This is a genomic window from Pectobacterium sp. CFBP8739, from assembly GCF_013449375.1.
Classification (GTDB): Bacteria; Pseudomonadota; Gammaproteobacteria; order Enterobacterales; family Enterobacteriaceae; genus Pectobacterium.
This window is the reverse complement of record NZ_JACDRR010000005.1, coordinates 527,584-547,177: the sequence shown is the minus strand read 5'-3', so window position 1 is coordinate 547,177 and position 19,594 is coordinate 527,584. Positions and strand designations below refer to the sequence as shown.

The window sequence follows — 19,594 nt, the reverse complement described above, 5'->3', positions numbered from 1 at the left end:
CTGGGAAGATATCATGCGGTAAGGCCATTTATTCTAAGCTAGCCTGTGCCAAAATGGCAGGCTGGAAAAATCGCATCGTGCAGACATGAGCTGCACGAGAGCCCCGTTTATATGATGCGGAACAATGACTGATGCAGGATCGCAATTTTAACGATATCGCCGAAAAATTTGCTCAGAATATCTATGGCACAACGAAGGGGAAACTTCGGTTGGCGGTATTATGGCAGGATCTTAGCGATCTTTTGACCCAGCTTCCAGCACGGCCATTACGCATCCTTGATGCGGGAGGCGGTGAAGGTCAAATGGCGTGTCGGCTGGCGGCTTTAGGACATCAGGTATTGTTGTGCGATGTTTCCGATGAGATGATTCAGCGCGCCAAAAATGCGGCAGCAGCACAGGGCGTTACTCATAATATGCGTTTTGTGCAGTGTGCTGCGCAGGATATCGCGCAATATATGGAAAGCCCAGCCGATCTGATATTGTTCCACGCGGTGCTGGAGTGGGTCGCGCAACCGCAGCAGATGCTGAAAATATTGTATGATTGTCTGTCGCTGGGGGGGGCGCTGTCTTTGATGTTTTATAACCATCATGGGCTGTTGATGCGTAACATGGTACTGGGCAACTTTGATTATGTTCAGGCCGGCATGCCGAAGAACAAACGGCGCTCGCTATCGCCAGATCACCCGCTGGATCCGCAAGCCGTGTACGGCTGGCTTGATGACATGGGGATGACCATTAGCGGAAAAACTGGCGTGCGTGTGTTTCATGACTACCTACAGAATAAGCAGCAGCAAATTGATAAATTTGACGACATTCTGGCGCTCGAGCAGCGGTATTGTCGGCAAGAGCCTTTTGTGAGTTTGGGCCGTTATATCCATGTCATGGCGCATAAACCCCATTTGAAGGATGCATTATGAGTGATTTTTCCCAGACTGTACCCGAACTGGTCGCCTGGGCACGAAAAAACGATTTCTCCATTTCCCTCCCCACCGAACGCTTGGCGTTTTTGATGGCGATCGCCACGCTTAACGGCGAACGCATGGATGGTGAAATGAGTGAAGGTGAGCTGATTGATGCCTTCCGTCATGTGAGTCAGGGATTTGAGCAGACGAACGAAACCATAACCCTCCGCGCCAATAACGCGATTAATGACCTGGTGCGCCAGCGGTTACTGAACCGTTTTACCAGTGAACAGGCGGAAGGTAATGCGATTTATCGTCTGACGCCGCTGGGGATCGGCATTACCGATTATTACATTCGGCAGCGTGAATTCTCGACGTTACGGCTTTCCATGCAGCTCTCTATTGTGGCGCAGGAGTTGAGTCGGGCGGCCGATGCGGCGGAAGAAGGCGGCGATGAGTTTCACTGGCATCGCAACGTGTTTGCGCCGCTGAAATATTCCGTCGCTGAAATTTTTGACAGTATCGACCTGTCACAGCGCGTAATGGATGAGCAGCAGCAGGGCGTGAAAGACGATATCGCGGCGCTGTTAAATCAGGACTGGCGGGCAGCGATCAGCAACTGTGAACAACTGCTGACGGAAACCTCGTCTACGTTGCGTGAATTGCAGGATACGCTGGAAGCTGCGGGCGACAAGTTGCAGGCGAGCCTGTTGAGCATTCAGGATGCGATTATGAATAATGCGCATAATCTGGAATCTGTCGACAAACTGGTGTTTGACCTGCAAAACAAGCTCGATCGTATTGTGAGCTGGGGACAGCAAACAATAGACCTGTGGATTGGTTACGACCGTCACGTCCATAAGTTTATCCGTACCGCGATTGATATGGATAAAAACCGCGTCTTTGCCCAGCGCCTGCGTCAGTCGGTGCAGAGCTATTTTGATAGCCCTTGGGCACTGACGTTCGCCAACGCAGACCGTCTGCTGGATATGCGTGATGAAGAGCTGACGCTGCGTAGTGAAGAAGTGACCGGTGAATTGCCGCCGGAGCTGGAATATGAAGAGTTTAGTGAGATGCGCGAGCAGTTGATCGCGCTGGTCGAGCAGGCGCTGCATAAATATAAAGTGCAACAGATTCCGCTGGACTTGGGGGAAGTGATGCGTGAATACCTCGCGCAGCATCCTCGCTCGCGGCATTTTGATGTTGCCCGAATCGTGGTCGACCAGGCAGTACGCCTGGGCGTAGCCGAAGCTGATTTCACCGGATTACCTGCATTGTGGCGGGCAATCAATGATTACGGAGCCAAGGTGCAGGCCCATGTCATCGACAAATATTGAACAATTTATGCCAGTGAAGCTGGCAACCGCGCTGTCGAATAACCTCTTTCCTGCGCTGGACAGCCAATTGCGCGCCGGGCGTCATATTGGCATTGAAGAGCTGGAGAACCATGTCTTTCTGATGGACTTCCAGGAAGTGCTGGAGGAATTCTACAGCCGCTACAACGTGGAGCTGATTCGCGCGCCGGAAGGTTTTTTCTATCTGCGCCCACGTTCTACTACGCTGATCTCGCGTTCGGTGCTGTCCGAGCTGGATATGATGGTAGGGAAAATCCTCTGCTATCTCTACCTGAGCCCAGAGCGGTTAGCGCACGAAGGCATTTTCAGCCAGCAGGAACTCTATGAAGAGCTGCTGAGTCTGGCAGATGAAAGCAAGCTGTTGAAGCTGGTTAACCAGCGTTCTACCGGTTCCGATCTGGATCGCCAAAAGCTACAAGAAAAAGTCAGAACCTCGCTGAACCGCTTACGTCGGCTCGGCATGATCTACTTTATGGGCAATGACAGCAGCAAATTCAGAATTACTGAATCAGTGTTCCGCTTCGGCGCTGATGTACGCAGCGGCGATGATGCCCGCGAAGCGCAGTTGCGCATGATTCGTGATGGTGAAGCGATGCCTGTTGAAGGTAGTTTGTCGCTGAAAGATGATAGCGACGATAGCGATCGCACCGATGATACCGCGCCAGAAACGGGCGAGGATGAATAAGTGTTGAGGATGAACAGGAATGATTGAACGCGGTAAATTTCGCTCACTAACGCTGGTCAACTGGAACGGCTTTTTCGCCCGCACCTTCGATCTGGATGAACTGGTTACCACGCTATCCGGCGGTAACGGTGCTGGGAAATCCACCACGATGGCCGCCTTTATTACGGCGCTGATCCCTGACCTGACGCTGTTGCACTTCAGAAACACCACCGAAGCCGGTGCGACCAGCGGTTCTCGCGATAAAGGTCTGCACGGTAAATTACGTGCCGGTGTCTGCTACTCCACGCTGGATGTTGTTAACTCGCGTCACCAGCGTGTGCTGGTTGGCGTTCGTCTCCAGCAGGTTGCAGGGCGTGATCGTAAAGTCGATATCAAACCTTTCACTATTCAGGGCTTACCGACGGCGATACAGCCGACGCAAATCCTGACGCAGGTGGTCGGCGATCGTCAGGCTCGCGTGCTCTCGTTGCAGGAACTGAAAGAGCGCGTCGAAGAGATGGAAGGCGTTCAGTTCAAGCAGTTTAACTCCATTACCGACTATCACTCGCTGATGTTCGATTTAGGCGTGGTACCGCGTCGCTTGCGTTCTGCTTCCGATCGCAGCAAGTTCTATCGCCTGATCGAAGCCTCGCTATACGGCGGTATTTCCAGCGCCATCACTCGTTCGCTGCGTGACTACTTACTGCCGGAAAATAGCGGCGTGCGTAAAGCATTCCAGGATATGGAAGCGGCGCTGCGTGAAAACCGCATGACGCTGGAGGCGATTCGCGTCACTCAGTCCGATCGCGATCTGTTTAAACACCTGATCTCTGAAGCAACCTCCTATGTTGCCGCTGACTACATGCGGCACGCCAATGAGCGTCGTATTCATCTGGATGGCGCGCTGGAATTGCGCCGCGATCTGTTCTCTAGCCGCAAGCAACTGTCGAGCGAACAGTATCGTCATGTGGAAATGGCGCGGGAACTGGCGGAACAGAGCGGTGCGGAAAGTGATCTGGAAACAGATTATCAGGCGGCCAGCGACCACCTGAATCTGGTGCAAACCGCGATGCGCCAACAGGAAAAAATCGAGCGCTATAACGCCGATCTCGAAGAGTTAAGCTATCGCCTTGAAGAGCAGAATGAGGTGGTTGAAGAGGCGCGAGAGCAGCAGGCGGAGAACGAAGAGCGTGCTGATGCTGCCGAGTTGGAAGTAGATGAGCTGAAAAGCCAGCTTGCCGATTATCAGCAGGCGCTGGATGTACAGCAAACCCGTGCTATTCAGTACCAGCAGGCACAGCAGGCGTTGGAACGTGCCCGCACGCTGTGCCAGTTGCCGGATTTAACGGCGGATAACGCGGACGAATGGCTGGATAGCTATCAGGCGAAAGAGCAGGAAGCGACAGAAATTCTGCTGATGCTGGAGCAGAAACTGAGTGTGGCGGATGCGGCGCACGGCCAGTTTGAGCAAGCCTATCAGCTGGTGAGCAAGATTGCCGGTGTTGTTAACCGCAATGAGGCCTGGCAGGTCGCGCGCGATTTGCTGCGCGACAGCTCTTCGCAACGTTATCAGGCAGAGCGGGTACAGCCGCTGCGGATGCGACTGTCTGAGTTGGAACAGCGCCTGCGTGAACAGCAGGATGCTGAGCGGCTCTTGCAAGATTTCAACAAACGTAATGGTCAGGATTATCAGCCGGAAGAGCTGGAGTCGCTCCAGCAAGAGTTGGATGCCCGTATCGAAACGCTGTCATCACTGGTGGCGGAGGCTGGCGAGCGCCGCATGGCGCTGCGTCAGGAGCTGGAACAAATCCAGCAACGCATTCAGAAATTGACGACGCGTGCGCCAGTCTGGCTGGCGGCACAGGAAATGCTGACGCAACTGAGCGAGCAAAGCGGCGAAACGTTTGAAGATAGCCGTCAGGTGACGGAATTCATGCAGCAGTTGCTTGAGCGTGAACGTGAAACTACGGTTGAGCGTGATGACATCGCTACCCGCAAACGGCAGATCGAAGCGCAGATTGAGCGGCTGAGCCAGCCTGGTGGTTCCGAAGATCCGCGCCTGAATGCGCTGGCGGAACGCTTTGGTGGGGTGCTGCTGTCTGAAATTTATGACGATGTCACGCTGGATGATGCACCGTACTTCTCAGCACTTTATGGTCCCTCGCGTCATGCCATTGTGGTCGCCGATCTTTCACTGGTGCGCGATCAGCTTGCCGGTCTGGAAGACTGCCCAGAAGACTTGTATCTGATCGAGGGGGATCCGCAGTCGTTTGATGACAGCGTGTTTGCCGTTGAAGAATTGGAACGTGCCGTGGTGGTGAAGGTCGCGGAGCGCCAGTGGCGTTACTCGCGCTTCCCTGAAGTGCCGCTGTTTGGCCGTGCCGCGCGAGAAATGCGTCTGGAAAGCCTGCGTGATGAGCGCGAAGCACTGGCCGAGCAGTACGCGACGCTGTCGTTTGACGTACAGAAAACGCAGCGCTTGCACCAGTCCTTCAGCCGTTTCATCGGTACGCATCTGGCTGTCGTTTTTGATGAAGATCCCGAAGCGGAAATTCGTACGCTCAGTTCCCGCCGCGGCGAGCTGGATCGCGCTATTGCCAACTTTGACGGCGAGAACCAGCAGCAGCGCCAGCAGTATGATCAAGCGAAAGAGGCCAGCGCACAGCTGAATAAACTGATTCCGCGTATTAGCTTGCTTTGCGACGAGACGTTGCAGGATCGCGTGGAAGAGATTCGTGCCGAGCTGGATGAAACCGAAGAATCTGCCAGGTTCATTCAACAGCATGGGGCGACGCTGGCTAAGCTGGAACCGCTGGTTTCTGTCTTGCAAAGCGACCCGCAGCAGCATGAGCAGCTGCAGGAAGATTATACTCAGGCACAGAACGTACAGCGGCAAGCAAAGCAGCAGGCGTTTGCGCTGACTGAAGTGGTACAGCGTCGTGCGCATTTCAGTTATGCCGATTCGGCTGGCATGCTGGGTGAAAATGCTGGCTTGAATGACAAACTGCGTCATCGTCTGGAACTGGCTGAGGCGGAACGGACAAAAGCGCGTGAACAGCTCCGCCAGCATCAGGCACAGTTGACGCAGTACAGTCAGGTTCAGGCGTCGCTGAAAAGTTCTTACGATGCTAAGCAGGATATGCTGAAGGAGCTGACGCAAGAGCTTCAGGATATTGGCGTACGTGCGGATGCCGACGCCGAAGAACGTGCCCGCCAGCGCCGTGATGAACTACATGCGACATTAAGCACTAACCGTTCGCGGCGTAACCAGTTGGAAAAACAGATTACGTTCTGTGAAGCCGAAATGGACAGCTTGCAGAAGAAACTGCGCAAGCTGGAGCGTGATTATCACCAGATGCGCGAGCAGGTTGTCACCGCGAAAGCAGGTTGGTGTGCGGTCATGCGTTTGGTGAAAGACAACGGCGTTGAACGCCGCCTACACCGCCGTGAGCTGGCGTATATGGAAGGCGATGAATTACGTTCCATGTCGGATAAGGCGCTGGGTGCGCTGCGTCTGGCAGTGGCGGATAACGAACATCTGCGCGATGTGCTGCGGCTTTCGGAAGATCCGAAGCGGCCAGAGCGCAAAATCCAGTTCTACATAGCCGTTTACCAGCATCTGCGCGAGCGTATCCGTCAGGATATTATCCGCACTGATGATCCGGTAGAAGCGATTGAGCAGATGGAGATTGAACTTAATCGTCTGACCGAAGAGCTTACGGCGCGTGAGCAGATGCTGGCAATCAGCTCACGCAGCGTGGCAAACATCATCCGTAAAACGATCCAGCGTGAGCAGAACCGCATTCGAATGTTGAACCAAGGGCTGCAAGCGGTGGCGTTTGGTCAGGTGAAGAGTGTTCGTCTCAACGTCAACGTGCGGGAAACGCATACTACGCTGCTTAATGTGTTGTCCGAACAGCAGGACATGCATCAAGATCTGTTTAACAGCAACCGCCTGACCTTCTCGGAAGCGTTGGCAAAACTGTATCAGCGCCTGAATCCTGAAATTGATATGGGACAGCGCACGCCGCAAACGATCGGTGAAGAGCTGTTGGACTACCGAAACTACCTTGAAATGGAAGTTGAGGTAAACCGTGGCGCGGATGGTTGGCTGCGTGCGGAAAGTGGGGCGCTCTCTACCGGGGAAGCGATTGGTACCGGGATGTCAATTCTGGTCATGGTCGTGCAGAGCTGGGAAGAAGAGTCTAAACGTCTGCGTGGCAAAGATATTATTCCGTGTCGTCTGCTCTTCCTCGATGAGGCCGCGCGTCTGGATGCCAAATCGATCGCCACGCTGTTCGAGCTTTGCGATCGTCTGGAGATGCAGTTGGTCATCGCGGCACCGGAAAATATCAGCCCCGAAAAAGGGACAACCTATAAGCTGGTGCGTAAAGTCTACCAAAACAACGAGCATGTCCATGTGGTCGGGTTGCGGGGGTTCGGCGCTGACGCGCCTGAGACGCAGGAACAAGCCTCATAGTGGGGAGCGATAACGTTTATCGCAGCAAACCTTACTGCTCTTTTCCTTTATAATCACAAAGCCGCTTTTTTAAGCGGCTTTATTTTTACGTAAAAAGAATGCTGACAGTGAATAAGTTCATCAAGCTCGAAAGATAATAACCAGAAGAAGAAGCAAAAATATTTTTCTCTTTATATACTGACGATAAAACGAGTGCAGGCTGTAGAAGAATTTGCGGTTGTATATTGTACAGCGACGACCGTGAATGACGGGCGCGATATAAAAAATGATCATCTTTCATTCTTTATCGGTTTGCTATTTCGATGTTCAATGTGGATTGTCGTAAAAGCATATACCCTAAATAATTCGAGCCGCGTGAAGGCGGCAACCGCGCGAATCCCCAGTAGCTTACACAGGTAAGTGATTGGGGTGAGTAAGGGCGGCCAATGCACAAGCAGCTTGAAGTATGACGGGTATAGTGATTAATAAGTACAGGGGATAAATGGATGTTGTTGTTACATAAGCGAAAAATGGTCAGGCTGCTATTGAGCGTGGGTTGTATTTGGGTCGGAAGCCTGTCTCCTTCGTTTTCGGTGCTGGCAGCATCTCCGACGGTGATATCTGGCTTATCGCAAAACTCGGGCGCAGTTTCTGTAGAAAAGAGTCGTTCAGGGCTTCTGTCAGCGCTGCCGCACGGTATCACATTACATTATCTCTCCGATTTATCTTCGCTTTATGCCCAGCATCAAATGCAACCGATGTGGGCGGATAATCGCGCGGTGCAACAGTTTCAACAGCAGCTTGCCGAATTGGCAATTGCGGGCGTACAACCGCAGTTCACCACGTGGGTGACCTGGCTGACCGATCCGCAATTGACCGGTTTTGCGCGCGATGCTGTTTTATCCGATGCAATGCTGGGTTATTTGCAGTTTGTTTCTGGCGTGGAGCGTAACGGCAATGACTGGTTGTACAGCAGCGTACCTTATCGTTTGCAATCGCCTGCGTTGAATATCGTTTCTCAATGGCAACAGGCCGTAAAATCCGGTACCAGTGCCGCCTATGTGGTTTCGCTGGCACCGCAGCATTCACAGTACGCCAAAATGCATGAAGCACTGAAGACGATGCTGACGGACAATCGCCCGTGGCCGAGCCTGAATATGACGGACTCTCTGCGTCCGGAGCAGCAGAGCCGAGAGCTGGCGGTACTGCGTGAAATTCTGCAGCGCACTGGCATGCTGTCGTCAACAGAGAGCATTACGCTGTTTAACGAAAATACCGCCGCGACGACGATACCGACAGGTCAATCTCCGCTGGCCGAGAATGGTGATGCGATCTACACAGGTGAACTGGTTGAAGCGGTGAAACGCTTCCAGCATTGGCAAGGGCTGGAGGATGACGGCGTTATCGGTAAGCGTACCCGCGATTGGCTCAATGTTTCCCCACAAATGCGCGCGACGCTGCTGGCGCTGAATATCCAACGCCTGCGCCTGCTACCGGATAATGTGCATACCGGGATTATGGTGAATATCCCCAATTATTCGCTGATCTACTATCAGGACGGCGCTGAACGCTTATCGTCGCGTGTCATTGTTGGGCAGCCTAAGCGTAAGACGCCGTTGATGAGTAGCTCGCTGTATAACGTGGTGGTCAATCCGCCGTGGAATGTCCCGACGACGCTGATTCGACAGGATATCATTCCTAAAGTAGTACGCGATCCCGGCTACCTTGAGCGTCATGGCTATACGGTATTGTCCGGCTGGAGTCAGGATGCAGAAGTGATTGATCCCTCAATGATCGATTGGCAGATTATGTCACCCGAGCGTTTCCCCTATCGCTTGCGTCAGGCTCCTGGGGCGAATAACTCGCTAGGACGGTATAAATTCAATATGCCAAATTCGGAAGCGATTTATCTGCACGATACGCCTAATCACAATCTGTTCCAACGTGATATTCGGGCGCTGAGCTCCGGCTGCGTTCGGGTCAATAAGGCATCGGAATTGGCTAGCATGCTATTGCAGGATGCGGGATGGAATAATAGTCGTATTTCTTCCACCTTGGATCAGGGGAATACCACCTTTGTTTCAATGAAGCACCGGATTCCAGTCAATCTCTATTATCTGACGGCGTGGGTAGCAGAAGATGGAAAGCCGCAGTTCCGTACAGATATTTACAATTATGATGATACTGCCCGAGCTGGGGCGAAAGTGCTCTCCAAAGCAGGATTATTGCTTCAGTAAGTATTGATAATACGGGCATTAGTCGTCTTGATATTTTATTGTTTTGCGGGGGATCAATGCGATCTCCCGCAAACCCGTAAGCAAAGCGAGTTGACTCACTTTTCTCTGGCAGTTAAGGTTCAAGGCGGTGCGTTTTGTGCCTCCTTTTATACCGTTTTTTAGCCAGGGTACTTGTTCTATGGATCACATTGACAACCATCGCCGTAAGTGGCTTGCACTGGGTGGTGCCGCGTTGGGTATCACACTGCTTCCCGGTCAGGCATTTGCAACGTTATCGACGCCCCGACCACGAATTTTGACGCTGGACAATCTGAACACCGGAGAACGGCTAAAAACGGAATTTTTTGATGGTAAACGGTATAACAAATCAGAACTCTCCCGCCTGAATCACTTTTTCCGCGATTATCGCGCCAATAAGGTCAAGACAATTGACCCCCAACTTTTCGATCAGCTTTATCGCTTACAGGTTATGTTGGGCACTAATAAGCCTGTGCAGTTGATTTCAGGTTATCGCGCAATAGATACGAATAATGAATTACGCGCGCATAGCGGGGGTGTGGCAAAGCAAAGTTACCACACGAAAGGGCAGGCGATGGATTTCCATATTGAAGGCGTTCAACTGGCTAACATTCGTAAAGCAGCGATGAAGATGCGTGCAGGTGGGGTTGGCTACTATCCGCGCAGTGACTTCGTTCACATCGATACCGGTCCAGTTCGTACCTGGTAATCTGCTACCACAGCACTATATTTTTTCTGATATGGCTCGTTTACAGCGCGAGCCGCTCAGCTTATTCAACATGGAGTGATATGAAATATCAAATTGTCCCAGTGACGGCATTTAGCCAGAACTGCACGTTGTTATGGTGTGAAAAAACCAATGACGCGGCGATTGTCGATCCCGGTGGTGATGCAGAGAAAATTAAACGTGCCGTTGCGGACGCAGGGATTTCGGTTAAGCAGATTTTGTTAACACACGGACACCTGGATCATGTAGGCGCGGCTGCCGAATTGGCTGAGCACTATCAGGTCGCGATTATTGGCCCGCAGATTGAAGATGCATTCTGGTTAGAAGGGTTACCGGCACAAAGCCGGATGTTTGGTCTGGAAGAGTGTGTGCCTCTGACGCCATCACGCTGGTTACAGGAAGGGGATGAAGTGACGGTGGGGGAGACAACGTTGGCCGTTTTCCATTGCCCTGGTCATACCCCCGGTCATATTGTTTTCTTTGATGCGGAATCGCGTCTGGCACAGGTGGGCGATGTTATTTTTAACGGCGGCGTGGGTCGCACCGATTTCCCACAGGGTAATCATCAGGCGCTGATTGCGTCTATCAAAAATAAACTACTACCGCTGGGTGACGATGTGACGTTTATTCCAGGACACGGCCCAATGTCTAACTTAGGACATGAGCGTAAAACCAATCCTTTCCTGCGTGAAGATGCGGCGATTTGGTAGTGTGTTATAGACTTGAAACGTAGAAATAAAAAAGCCGACACTTGTGTCGGCTTTTTTGATCGCGGAAGAATCAGAGTACGGCAACAATCGCTTCGCAGAGCGGTGCCATGTTTTCCGGCGTCATTCCCGCAACGTTAATACGGCCAGAGTTCACCGCATAAACGCCGAATTCGTCACGCAGACGCAGAACCTGATCCTTAGTCAAGCCGCTGAATGAGAACATCCCATTCTGGTCGATGATGAAGGAGAAATCCTGCTGCGCGCCTTTTTCCTGCAAGGTGTTCACGAACAGCTGACGCATACGCTGAATGCGCTCACGCATCGCCGTCAATTCCTGTTCCCAAATGGTCTTCAGGGCGTCGTTGCCCAGAATGGTCGCTACAACGGTCGCACCGTGTGACGGAGGGTTAGAGTAGTTTGCGCGAATAGCGGCTTTCACCTGGCTGAATGCTTTATCTGCCGTTGCGGCATCGGCAGCAACCAGCGTACAGGCACCAACGCGCTCATTGTACAAACCGAAGTTTTTAGAGTACGAACTGCATACGATCAGCTCATCGTGCTTAGCAGCGAAGAGTCGCAGGCCTTCCGCATCTTCTTCCAGACCGCGGGCAAAGCCCTGATAGGCGAAGTCAAACAGCGGCAACCAGCCTTTCGCTACTGACAGTTCAGCTAGCGTAGCCCATTGCTCAGCAGTAGGGTCGATACCCGTTGGGTTATGGCAACAGCCGTGGAACAGCACCACGTCACCCGCTTGGGCGGCGTTCAGGCTATTCAGCAGGCCATCAAAATCCAATGCGTGGTTCGCTGCATCGTAGTAGTCATACTGGCACACTTCCAAACCGACAGCAGAGAAGACGTTGTTATGGTTTGGCCAGGTTGGGTTACTGATCCAAATGCGTTTTGCAGACGTCTGATTGGCAATGAAATCCGCCGCTACGCGCAACGCACCGGTTCCGCCTGGGGTTTGTGCGGTACGAGCACGTTTGTCGGCAATGATGGCATTCTGCTTGCCAAACAACAGCTCCTGCGTGCACTGACCGAATGCTGGCAGACCGTCAATGCCCAGATAGTTTTTGGTGATTTCATTTTCCAGCAGATACTGTTCTGCTTTTTTGACGCTGGTCAGAACCGGGGTTTTGCCGGTTTCATCTTTATAGACACCAATACCCAGATTGATTTTATTCGCGCGGTCATCGGCGCGGAAAAGATCGGTCAGCCCGAGAATAGGATCGGCCGGTGCGGCAGAGATATTTTCAAACATTGCCAGAATGTTCCATAACTGAGATGAAATAAGAATTCTCAGAGTACCGTCAGTAAAAGGCTTTGCCAACCGTTGAGATTAAAAAGAAAGGGAAATAACAGGGAGGAGGAAAGAGACGAAATAAAAGACTGGCTAGGAGGGAATAATTGGCAATAAAAAAGACAGAGCCGAAGCTCTGTCTTTTCATGCAATACGAACGATTAACTCGTTACGTTATGCTGCGACAACTTAGAACTGGTAGATTACACCAACGTTCACGATATCGCCGTTTTCAATGCTATAAGCATTGTCTTTTTTCAGCAGGTTGATGTCGTATTCAGCGTAAGTAGAGAAGTTTTTATTGAATGCGTAAGTTGCACCAACGCTTGCATATTTCACTGCGTAATCATTGCGACCAGTATTGGTAGCGGCCGCAGTATCTACTTTGTCTTTACGAGAAACGTAAGCCAGAGTAGGAGTCAAGCCGAAGTCGAAGTTATATTGAGCAACAACTTCAAAAATAGCGCTCTTATCAGCGATGCCGTTGGCAGTGTTGATTCTGTAGAAGTTGCTGGCTTCACCATAGGTTGCTGCCAAGTAAACATTGTTCGCGTCATATTTCAGACCCGTTGCCCATACGTCTGCACGGCTACCACTAGCACCAGAGGTTGCAGTTTGCTGCGTACCAGTACGCTCATAAGAACCATAAGAAGCAACCACACCTACGCCGAAATCAGTGTCATAGGACAGAGAGGTTGCCCATGCATCACCGTGGCTGCGATCGATACGCGTACCGCTTTCATTTTTAGCAACGTACTGCAGACCGAAGCCTAAATTGTCAACCAGACCAAAGAAGTTAGAGGTGTTATAGGTAGCTGCACTGCTGACACGACCAGTCAGAGTATCGGTGACGCTACTGTCGCCGCCATTTTCTGGCAGCACATCGGTATAAGCCATACCGTTGTAAGCGACACCGGTGTTACGACCGTAGTCGAAAGAACCAACATCAGCAAATTTCAGACCGGCAAATGCTTTACGAGTTTTCCCTTGCCCTGCACTGGTGCCTTCTTCTTCAACACTGTTACCATCAAATTGGTATTCAAAAGTACCGTAACCAGTTACATCGCTGGTGATCTGGGTCTGGCCTTTAAAGCCCAGACGTGCGCTAGTGTTGTCTTCATTTTCTGTGCTTTGGTTATTGAAAGTATAACCCGCGTGTACACGACCAGTCAGATCCAGCTTGTTAGCGTCTTTATTATAGATTTCTGCTGCGTTGGCGGTGCCCGCGACTAACAGAGCTGGGATTACTACTGCAAGAATGTTGCGTTTCATCATTATTACCCTCATTGGTGTTATTTAGACACCTGCCACTGCCATAAATAATTCTTTACGGAACTATTCCTGAAAGTTTGGTGTCTTCCTGTGTCTGAACGCAGTTTTCCATTCACTCGCCCGTTAATCCACCCTAAAGATGCTACAAACTTCGTAATCGAGTAACAAATAGAAAAAATGTATGTCTAAATGTAAATATAAGGGAACTTTTTGTGACATAACAAAAATTAAAAAAAAAGAGCCGGAAAACTCGGCTCTTCTTTTCTACATATTTGTTTTACTTATATTAAATTTTTATTTAGAAACTGGCGTTCCTCGGTGTGCGTGGGAAAGGAATCACATCGCGCACATTTTGTACACCGGTAACATAAGCAATCAGTCGTTCAAAACCTAAACCGAAACCGGAATGGGGAATGGTGCCGTAACGACGTAAATCGCGATACCACCAGTAGTCTTCTTTATTCAGTCCCATCTCTTCCAGACGGCTATCCAACTGCGCCAGACGCTCTTCACGCTGAGAGCCCCCGATGATTTCACCGATGCCCGGTGCCAGAACGTCCATCGCGGCAACGGTTTTACCGTCGTCATTCATACGCATATAGAAAGCTTTGATGTCTTTCGGGTAGTTTTTAACCACAACCGGTGCTTTGAAGTGCTGCTCCGCCAGATAACGCTCATGTTCGGAGGAGAGGTCAACACCCCAGTAAACCGGGTTCTCGAACTGTTTTCCGCAGTTCAGCAGGATTTCGACGGCATCGGTGTAATCCACCTGAGCGAAATCGGAGCTGACGAATTTTTCTAGACGGGTGATAGCTTCTTTATCGACGCGCTCGGCAAAGAACGCCATATCATCGGCACGCTCGTTCAGCACGGCTTGGAAAACATATTTCAGCAGGTTTTCCGCCAGACCCGCAATATCATCCAGCGTGGCGAAGGCGACTTCCGGTTCGATCATCCAAAACTCAGCCAGATGGCGGCTAGTGTTGGAGTTTTCCGCGCGGAACGTTGGGCCAAAGGTGTACACATTGGACAGCGCACAGGCGTAAGTTTCGCCATTCAACTGGCCAGATACGGTCAGGAACGCTTCTTTGCCAAAGAAATCTTCGCTGAAATCCACTTTGCCTTGTTCAGTACGCGGCAGATTTTCCAGATCGAGGGTAGAAACGCGGAACATTTCACCCGCACCTTCGGTATCGGATGCGGTAATCAGCGGGGTAGATACCCAGAAGTAGCCGTTCTCATGGAAGAAACGGTGAATGGCCTGTGCCAGCGTATGGCGAACGCGCGCAACGGCACCGATCAGGTTGGTGCGTGGACGCAAATGCGCTACTTCACGCAGGTATTCGATACTGTGACGCTTTGCCGCCATCGGATAGGTATCGGGATCGTCAACCCAGCCGACGACGTTGACGTGGGTGGCTTGCAGCTCGAAGCTCTGGCCTTCACCTGGAGAGGCGACGACGTTACCGGTGAGTTCTACGGAGCAACCGGTGGTCAGGCGCAGCACGTCATCCTGATAATTGGAGAGATTATTATTAACGACAGCCTGTAACGGATTAAAGCAGGAGCCGTCATAAACGGCGATAAAGGAGATACCGGCTTTAGAATCTCTCCGGGTACGTACCCAGCCGCGCACGGTGACTTCGCTGTCAACGGCGACACGGCCTTGCAGTACATCGACTACAGGCACTACGCTCATAAAATTCTCTCTTTAATTAATCGTGTTTAAGAAATATATCGTGGTTAAAACGCCAAATGGCCCAATCCGAGCCATTTGCTATGTTACTTGCGATGCAACAGGACACAAGCAGAAATCACCGGAATGGCGCGAAGTTTTCGCGTATCACAGTGAATCTGCTGCAAAGTTGGTCAACCTCTATGGAGGAAAGTCTTAACTGGCCTTTTTCACACGGGGTAAGTCAAACGCTTTGCGTAACTCACACACGAAGTTCTGATCCTGGCAGATGGTTTTACCCGGACTATCGGAGAGCTTTGCCACCGGCTTGCCGTTGCATTCCACCAGTTTGATGACGATATTCAGCGGTTTCACGCTGGGGATATCGCATGTCAGGCGCGTGCCAATACCAAACACCAGATTCACACGTTGCCCGAAATGACGGTACAGCGTCAGCGCTTTATCCAGATTCAGATTATCGGAGAAGACCAGCGTTTTGCTCATTGGGTCGATATTCAGGCGCTGATAATGTGCAATGGCTTTCTCTCCCCAATCGACCGGATCGCCGGAATCGTGACGCAGCCCCTGATAGGCTTCGGCGAACGGTAAATCGAAATCACGCAGGAAGGCGTCCATGGTGATGCAGTCGGTTAATGCGATGCCTAAATGCGAGGGATATTCATGCAGCCACATTTGCAGTGCGGCGCGCTGGCTGTTGGCCAGTGTTGGGCTGATTTGCTGATGCGCCTGAAACCACTCGTGCGCCTGCGTACCGACAGGCGTGATATCCAAACGGCGTGCCAGATCGTAATTGCTGGTGCCGATGAGATAAGGGAAGTCGGCTCGTAGCGTCGTCACAATCGTCTGCTGGACATCACGAGAGAAACGCCGACGCGTGCCGAAATCCATCAGCTTGAAGCGGCTGAGATCCACATCCGCGCTGTTTTGGCGGAAGCTCTCCAGCGAGGCGGAGAGTCGGGCGAGAGCCTGCTCGGTTGTGACGTCGGGCGAGCGATGCCGATGCACGACTTCACTGATGACCGCCAACAGGGGAACTTCCCACAAAATCACTTCACGCCACGGTCCGGTGATGCGGATATCCAGCTTGCCAGCGTTATTCTTGATCGAAACCTGCCGCGGATTAAAGCGGAAATCCCGCAGCCAGTGCAGGTAATCCGGCTTAAAGAACGGCAAAGAAGAAAGATAGGTGAACTCGTCGTCACTTAATGACAAGAAGCGCATCAGATCGACCTGATGGGCTATTTCGTCGGCGTAAACGCCTAATAACTCATCACCGCGGCAGCGAAATTCAGCCGCAACGTCAACATCATAATAGTGATGATACACCGCCTGTTGCATGTGCAGCTTGTAGGCGTCGGTATCCAGCAATGCGTGTAGAATCGGGGAAGTGTGCAAAGTCATAATGCGTTACAGCATCCTCGTAAGATGCATATCCACCATCGGGACAATCAGCAATGTCCGGCCAGTATACCTTGATTATCCGTTTATTACATTACGACAACATAGCGAGACGTGCGGGCGCGAACCACGGTACGATGATTATCCTCATTATTTTGTCGTGGTAACATTAAGATAACAGGCTTAGACTTGATCTTTGATGCTTATGACGAGGTGGAAACTTTATATGAATCAACAGCCGCAAATAAAATATCGCCATGACTACCGTGCGCCGGATTACACCATTACCGACATTGCACTGGATTTCGATCTCCATGCCGAGAAAACGCGCGTAAAAGCCGTGAGTCAGGTGGTGTTGCAAGGGGAGGCTGGCGCGCCGTTGAAGCTGGATGGGGAAGGGCTGGTGCTGATCGGGCTGAGCGTTGATGGGCAGCCGTGGACGCATTATCAGCAGCAGGACGATGGCCTGATCCTGACGCAACTCCCTGCGCGTTTTACGCTCAGCATCGAAACGGAAATCAATCCCGCCGCAAACAGCGCGCTGGAAGGGCTGTATCAATCCGGTGAAGCACTATGTACGCAGTGCGAGGCCGAAGGTTTCCGTCATATTACCTATTATCTCGACCGGCCGGATGTGCTGGCAAAGTTCACCACGCGCATCACGGCGGATAAAGCCCGCTATCCTTATTTACTCTCTAACGGTAATCGTATCGCTCAAGGGGAGCTGGAAGGCGGCCGCCACTGGATTGAGTGGCAGGATCCCTTCCCGAAACCGGCTTACCTGTTCGCGCTGGTTGCCGGCGATTTTGATGTCCTTCAGGATCGTTTCACGACACGTTCTGGCCGCGATGTGGCGCTGGAGCTGTACGTTGACCGTGGCAATCTCGATCGGGCTGGCTGGGCGATGACTTCGTTGAAGAATGCGATGAAGTGGGACGAAGAGCGCTTTGGCCTGGAATACGATCTCGATATTTATATGATCGTTGCCGTTGATTTCTTCAACATGGGGGCGATGGAAAACAAAGGGCTGAACGTATTTAACTCGAAATACGTGCTGGCCAAGGCAGAAACTGCGACGGATAAAGATTATCTGAACATTGAAGCGGTGATCGGCCATGAATATTTCCACAACTGGACGGGTAACCGCGTGACCTGCCGCGATTGGTTCCAGCTTAGCCTGAAAGAAGGGCTGACGGTGTTCCGCGATCAGGAGTTCAGTTCCGATCTGGGATCGCGTCCGGTGAATCGTATTGATAATGTACGTGTCATGCGCGGCGCGCAGTTTGCCGAAGATGCCAGCCCGATGTCGCATCCGATTCGTCCCGATCAGGTGATCGAGATGAATAACTTCTACACGCTGACGGTCTATGAAAAGGGATCGGAAGTGATCCGCATGATGCACACCTTATTAGGTGAAGACGGTTTCCAGGCTGGTATTCGTCTGTATTTTGAGCGTCATGACGGCAGTGCGGCAACCTGTGATGACTTTGTGCAGGCAATGGAAGACGCCTCCGGTGTCGATCTCACGCAGTTCCGCCGTTGGTACAGCCAGTCAGGTACGCCGGTGCTGACCGTGCGTGATGATTACGATCCGCAGACGCAACAATATCTGCTGAGCGTGAGCCAAATGACGCCTGTCGGTGCCGATAAACAAGCCAAACTGCCGCTGCACATTCCGCTGGATATCGAACTGTACGATCCGCAAGGGCAGGTGATTCCGTTACAGAAAGACGGCCAACGGCTGGCGTCGGTGCTTAATGTCACTGAATCCGAACAGACGTTCATTTTCGATCAGGTGCCTTGCCGTCCGATTCCTTCTTTATTACGTGAGTTTTCTGCGCCAGTAAAACTAAACTATGCTTGGAGCGATGAACAACTGACGTTCCTGATGCGTCATGCAAGCAATGCGTTCTCACGGTGGGATGCAGCACAGAGCCTGTTGGCTAACTATATCCGCTTGAACGTTTCCCGTTATCAGCAGAAGCAGCCGCTTTCCGTGCCGATGCACGTTGTCGATGCTTTCCGTGGCGTATTGCTGGATGAAAAACTGGATCCGATGCTGGCCTCTCAGATTCTGACATTACCAAGCGAAAATGAGATTGCTGAGCTGTTTGACGTCATCGATCCGACGGCGATCGCCGCTGTACGTGAGAGCATGACGCGCACAATAGCGAAAGAGATGGCGGATGAGTGGCTGGCGGTGTATCACGCCAATCAGGCACCACAGTATCGCATCGAGCACGCGGATATGGGTAAACGTGCGCTGCGCAACGTCTGCCTGCATTATCTGGCATTCAGTGATGAAGCGCAGGCGAATGAACTGGTGCAGGCGCAGTTCCGTCAGGCGGATAACATGACTGATTCGCTGGCGGCGCTGTCGGCGGCGGTTGAGGCACAACTGCCAGTGCGTGATGAATTGCTGACGCAGTTTGACAACCGCTGGCATCAGGATGGTTTGGTGATGGATAAATGGTTTGTGCTGCAAGCCACTAGCCCGGCCGCCGATGTGCTGACCCGTGTGCGTGAGTTGTTGCAACACCGTTCATTTAGCCTGAATAACCCTAACCGTCTGCGCTCGCTGGTAGGGGCGTTTGCGGCTGCTAATCCGTCGGCTTTCCATGCTGAAGACGGCAGTGGTTATCGCTTCCTGACGGAGATTCTGAGCGATCTGAACACCCGAAATCCGCAGGTTGCGGCTCGCGTGATCGAACCGTTGATCCGCTTGAAACGCTATGATGCTAAACGGCAGGCGCAAATGCGCCAGGCGTTGGAGCAACTGAAGACGTTGGAAAACCTGTCTGGCGATCTGTTCGAGAAGATCAGCAAGGCACTGCAAGACTAATCCTGCCACGCAAT

At 51.9% G+C, this 19,594-nt stretch carries 12 protein-coding genes; 8 read left to right on the top strand and 4 right to left on the bottom strand.

What is annotated here, in order from left to right:
• Nucleotides 1–131: 131 nt before the first annotated feature.
• The 7 genes from cmoM to H0247_RS03205 all read left to right on the top strand — a co-directional run bounded on the left by cmoM (nt 132) and on the right by H0247_RS03205 (nt 11,072).
• On the top strand, nt 132–917 hold the full coding sequence (gene cmoM, locus H0247_RS03235; RefSeq protein ID WP_180741219.1) for a tRNA uridine 5-oxyacetic acid(34) methyltransferase CmoM: 786 nt from the start codon (nt 132–134) through the stop codon (nt 915–917).
• Nucleotides 914–2,239 carry a chromosome partition protein MukF gene (gene mukF / locus H0247_RS03230; protein ID WP_180741218.1) on the top strand — a complete coding sequence of 442 codons (1,326 nt, stop codon included), beginning with the start codon at nt 914–916 and terminating at the stop codon, nt 2,237–2,239. Before cmoM ends, mukF begins: the two co-directional genes overlap by 4 nt.
• The gene (mukE, locus tag H0247_RS03225; RefSeq protein ID WP_180741217.1) at nt 2,220–2,942 is read left to right on the top strand and encodes a chromosome partition protein MukE; all 723 of its coding nucleotides are present in this window, start codon (nt 2,220–2,222) and stop codon (nt 2,940–2,942) included. The genes mukF and mukE overlap by 20 nt, the downstream gene beginning before the upstream one ends.
• A 19-nt stretch (nt 2,943–2,961) precedes the next feature.
• The gene (mukB, locus tag H0247_RS03220; protein ID WP_180741216.1) at nt 2,962–7,401 is read left to right on the top strand and encodes a chromosome partition protein MukB; all 4,440 of its coding nucleotides are present in this window, start codon (nt 2,962–2,964) and stop codon (nt 7,399–7,401) included.
• Nucleotides 7,402–7,886: 485 nt separating this feature from the next.
• Nucleotides 7,887–9,617 carry a L,D-transpeptidase gene (gene ldtD, locus H0247_RS03215; protein WP_180741215.1) on the top strand — a complete coding sequence of 577 codons (1,731 nt, stop codon included), beginning with the start codon at nt 7,887–7,889 and terminating at the stop codon, nt 9,615–9,617.
• A gap of 178 nt (nt 9,618–9,795) precedes the next feature.
• Entirely contained in the window at nt 9,796–10,344 is a 549-nt protein-coding gene (locus H0247_RS03210; RefSeq protein WP_180741214.1) for a YcbK family protein, read from the top strand.
• An 80-nt stretch (nt 10,345–10,424) separates the two neighbouring features.
• On the top strand, nt 10,425–11,072 hold the full coding sequence (locus H0247_RS03205; RefSeq protein WP_180741213.1) for an MBL fold metallo-hydrolase: 648 nt from the start codon (nt 10,425–10,427) through the stop codon (nt 11,070–11,072).
• Between the two features lie 70 nt (nt 11,073–11,142).
• Here H0247_RS03205 and H0247_RS03200 read toward each other — a convergent pair whose 3' ends face one another.
• From H0247_RS03200 to pncB, 4 genes are all read right to left on the bottom strand, one after another.
• A complete protein-coding gene (locus H0247_RS03200; RefSeq protein ID WP_180741212.1) occupies nt 11,143–12,333 on the bottom strand; it encodes an amino acid aminotransferase in 1,191 nt (396 codons plus the stop codon).
• Between the two features lie 228 nt (nt 12,334–12,561).
• The gene (locus H0247_RS03195) at nt 12,562–13,647 is read right to left on the bottom strand and encodes a porin (RefSeq protein WP_304622213.1); all 1,086 of its coding nucleotides are present in this window, start codon (nt 13,645–13,647) and stop codon (nt 12,562–12,564) included.
• Between the two features lie 295 nt (nt 13,648–13,942).
• Nucleotides 13,943–15,343: an asparagine--tRNA ligase gene (asnS, locus tag H0247_RS03190; protein WP_180741211.1), complete on the bottom strand. Its 1,401-nt coding sequence runs from the start codon at nt 15,341–15,343 to the stop codon at nt 13,943–13,945.
• Nucleotides 15,344–15,535: 192 nt separating this feature from the next.
• A complete protein-coding gene (gene pncB, locus H0247_RS03185; protein WP_180741210.1) occupies nt 15,536–16,741 on the bottom strand; it encodes a nicotinate phosphoribosyltransferase in 1,206 nt (401 codons plus the stop codon).
• A gap of 223 nt (nt 16,742–16,964) precedes the next feature.
• On the opposite strand from pncB, the gene pepN reads away from it, so the two are divergent.
• Nucleotides 16,965–19,580: an aminopeptidase N gene (pepN, locus tag H0247_RS03180; RefSeq protein WP_180741209.1), complete on the top strand. Its 2,616-nt coding sequence runs from the start codon at nt 16,965–16,967 to the stop codon at nt 19,578–19,580.
• Nucleotides 19,581–19,594 lie beyond the last annotated feature (14 nt).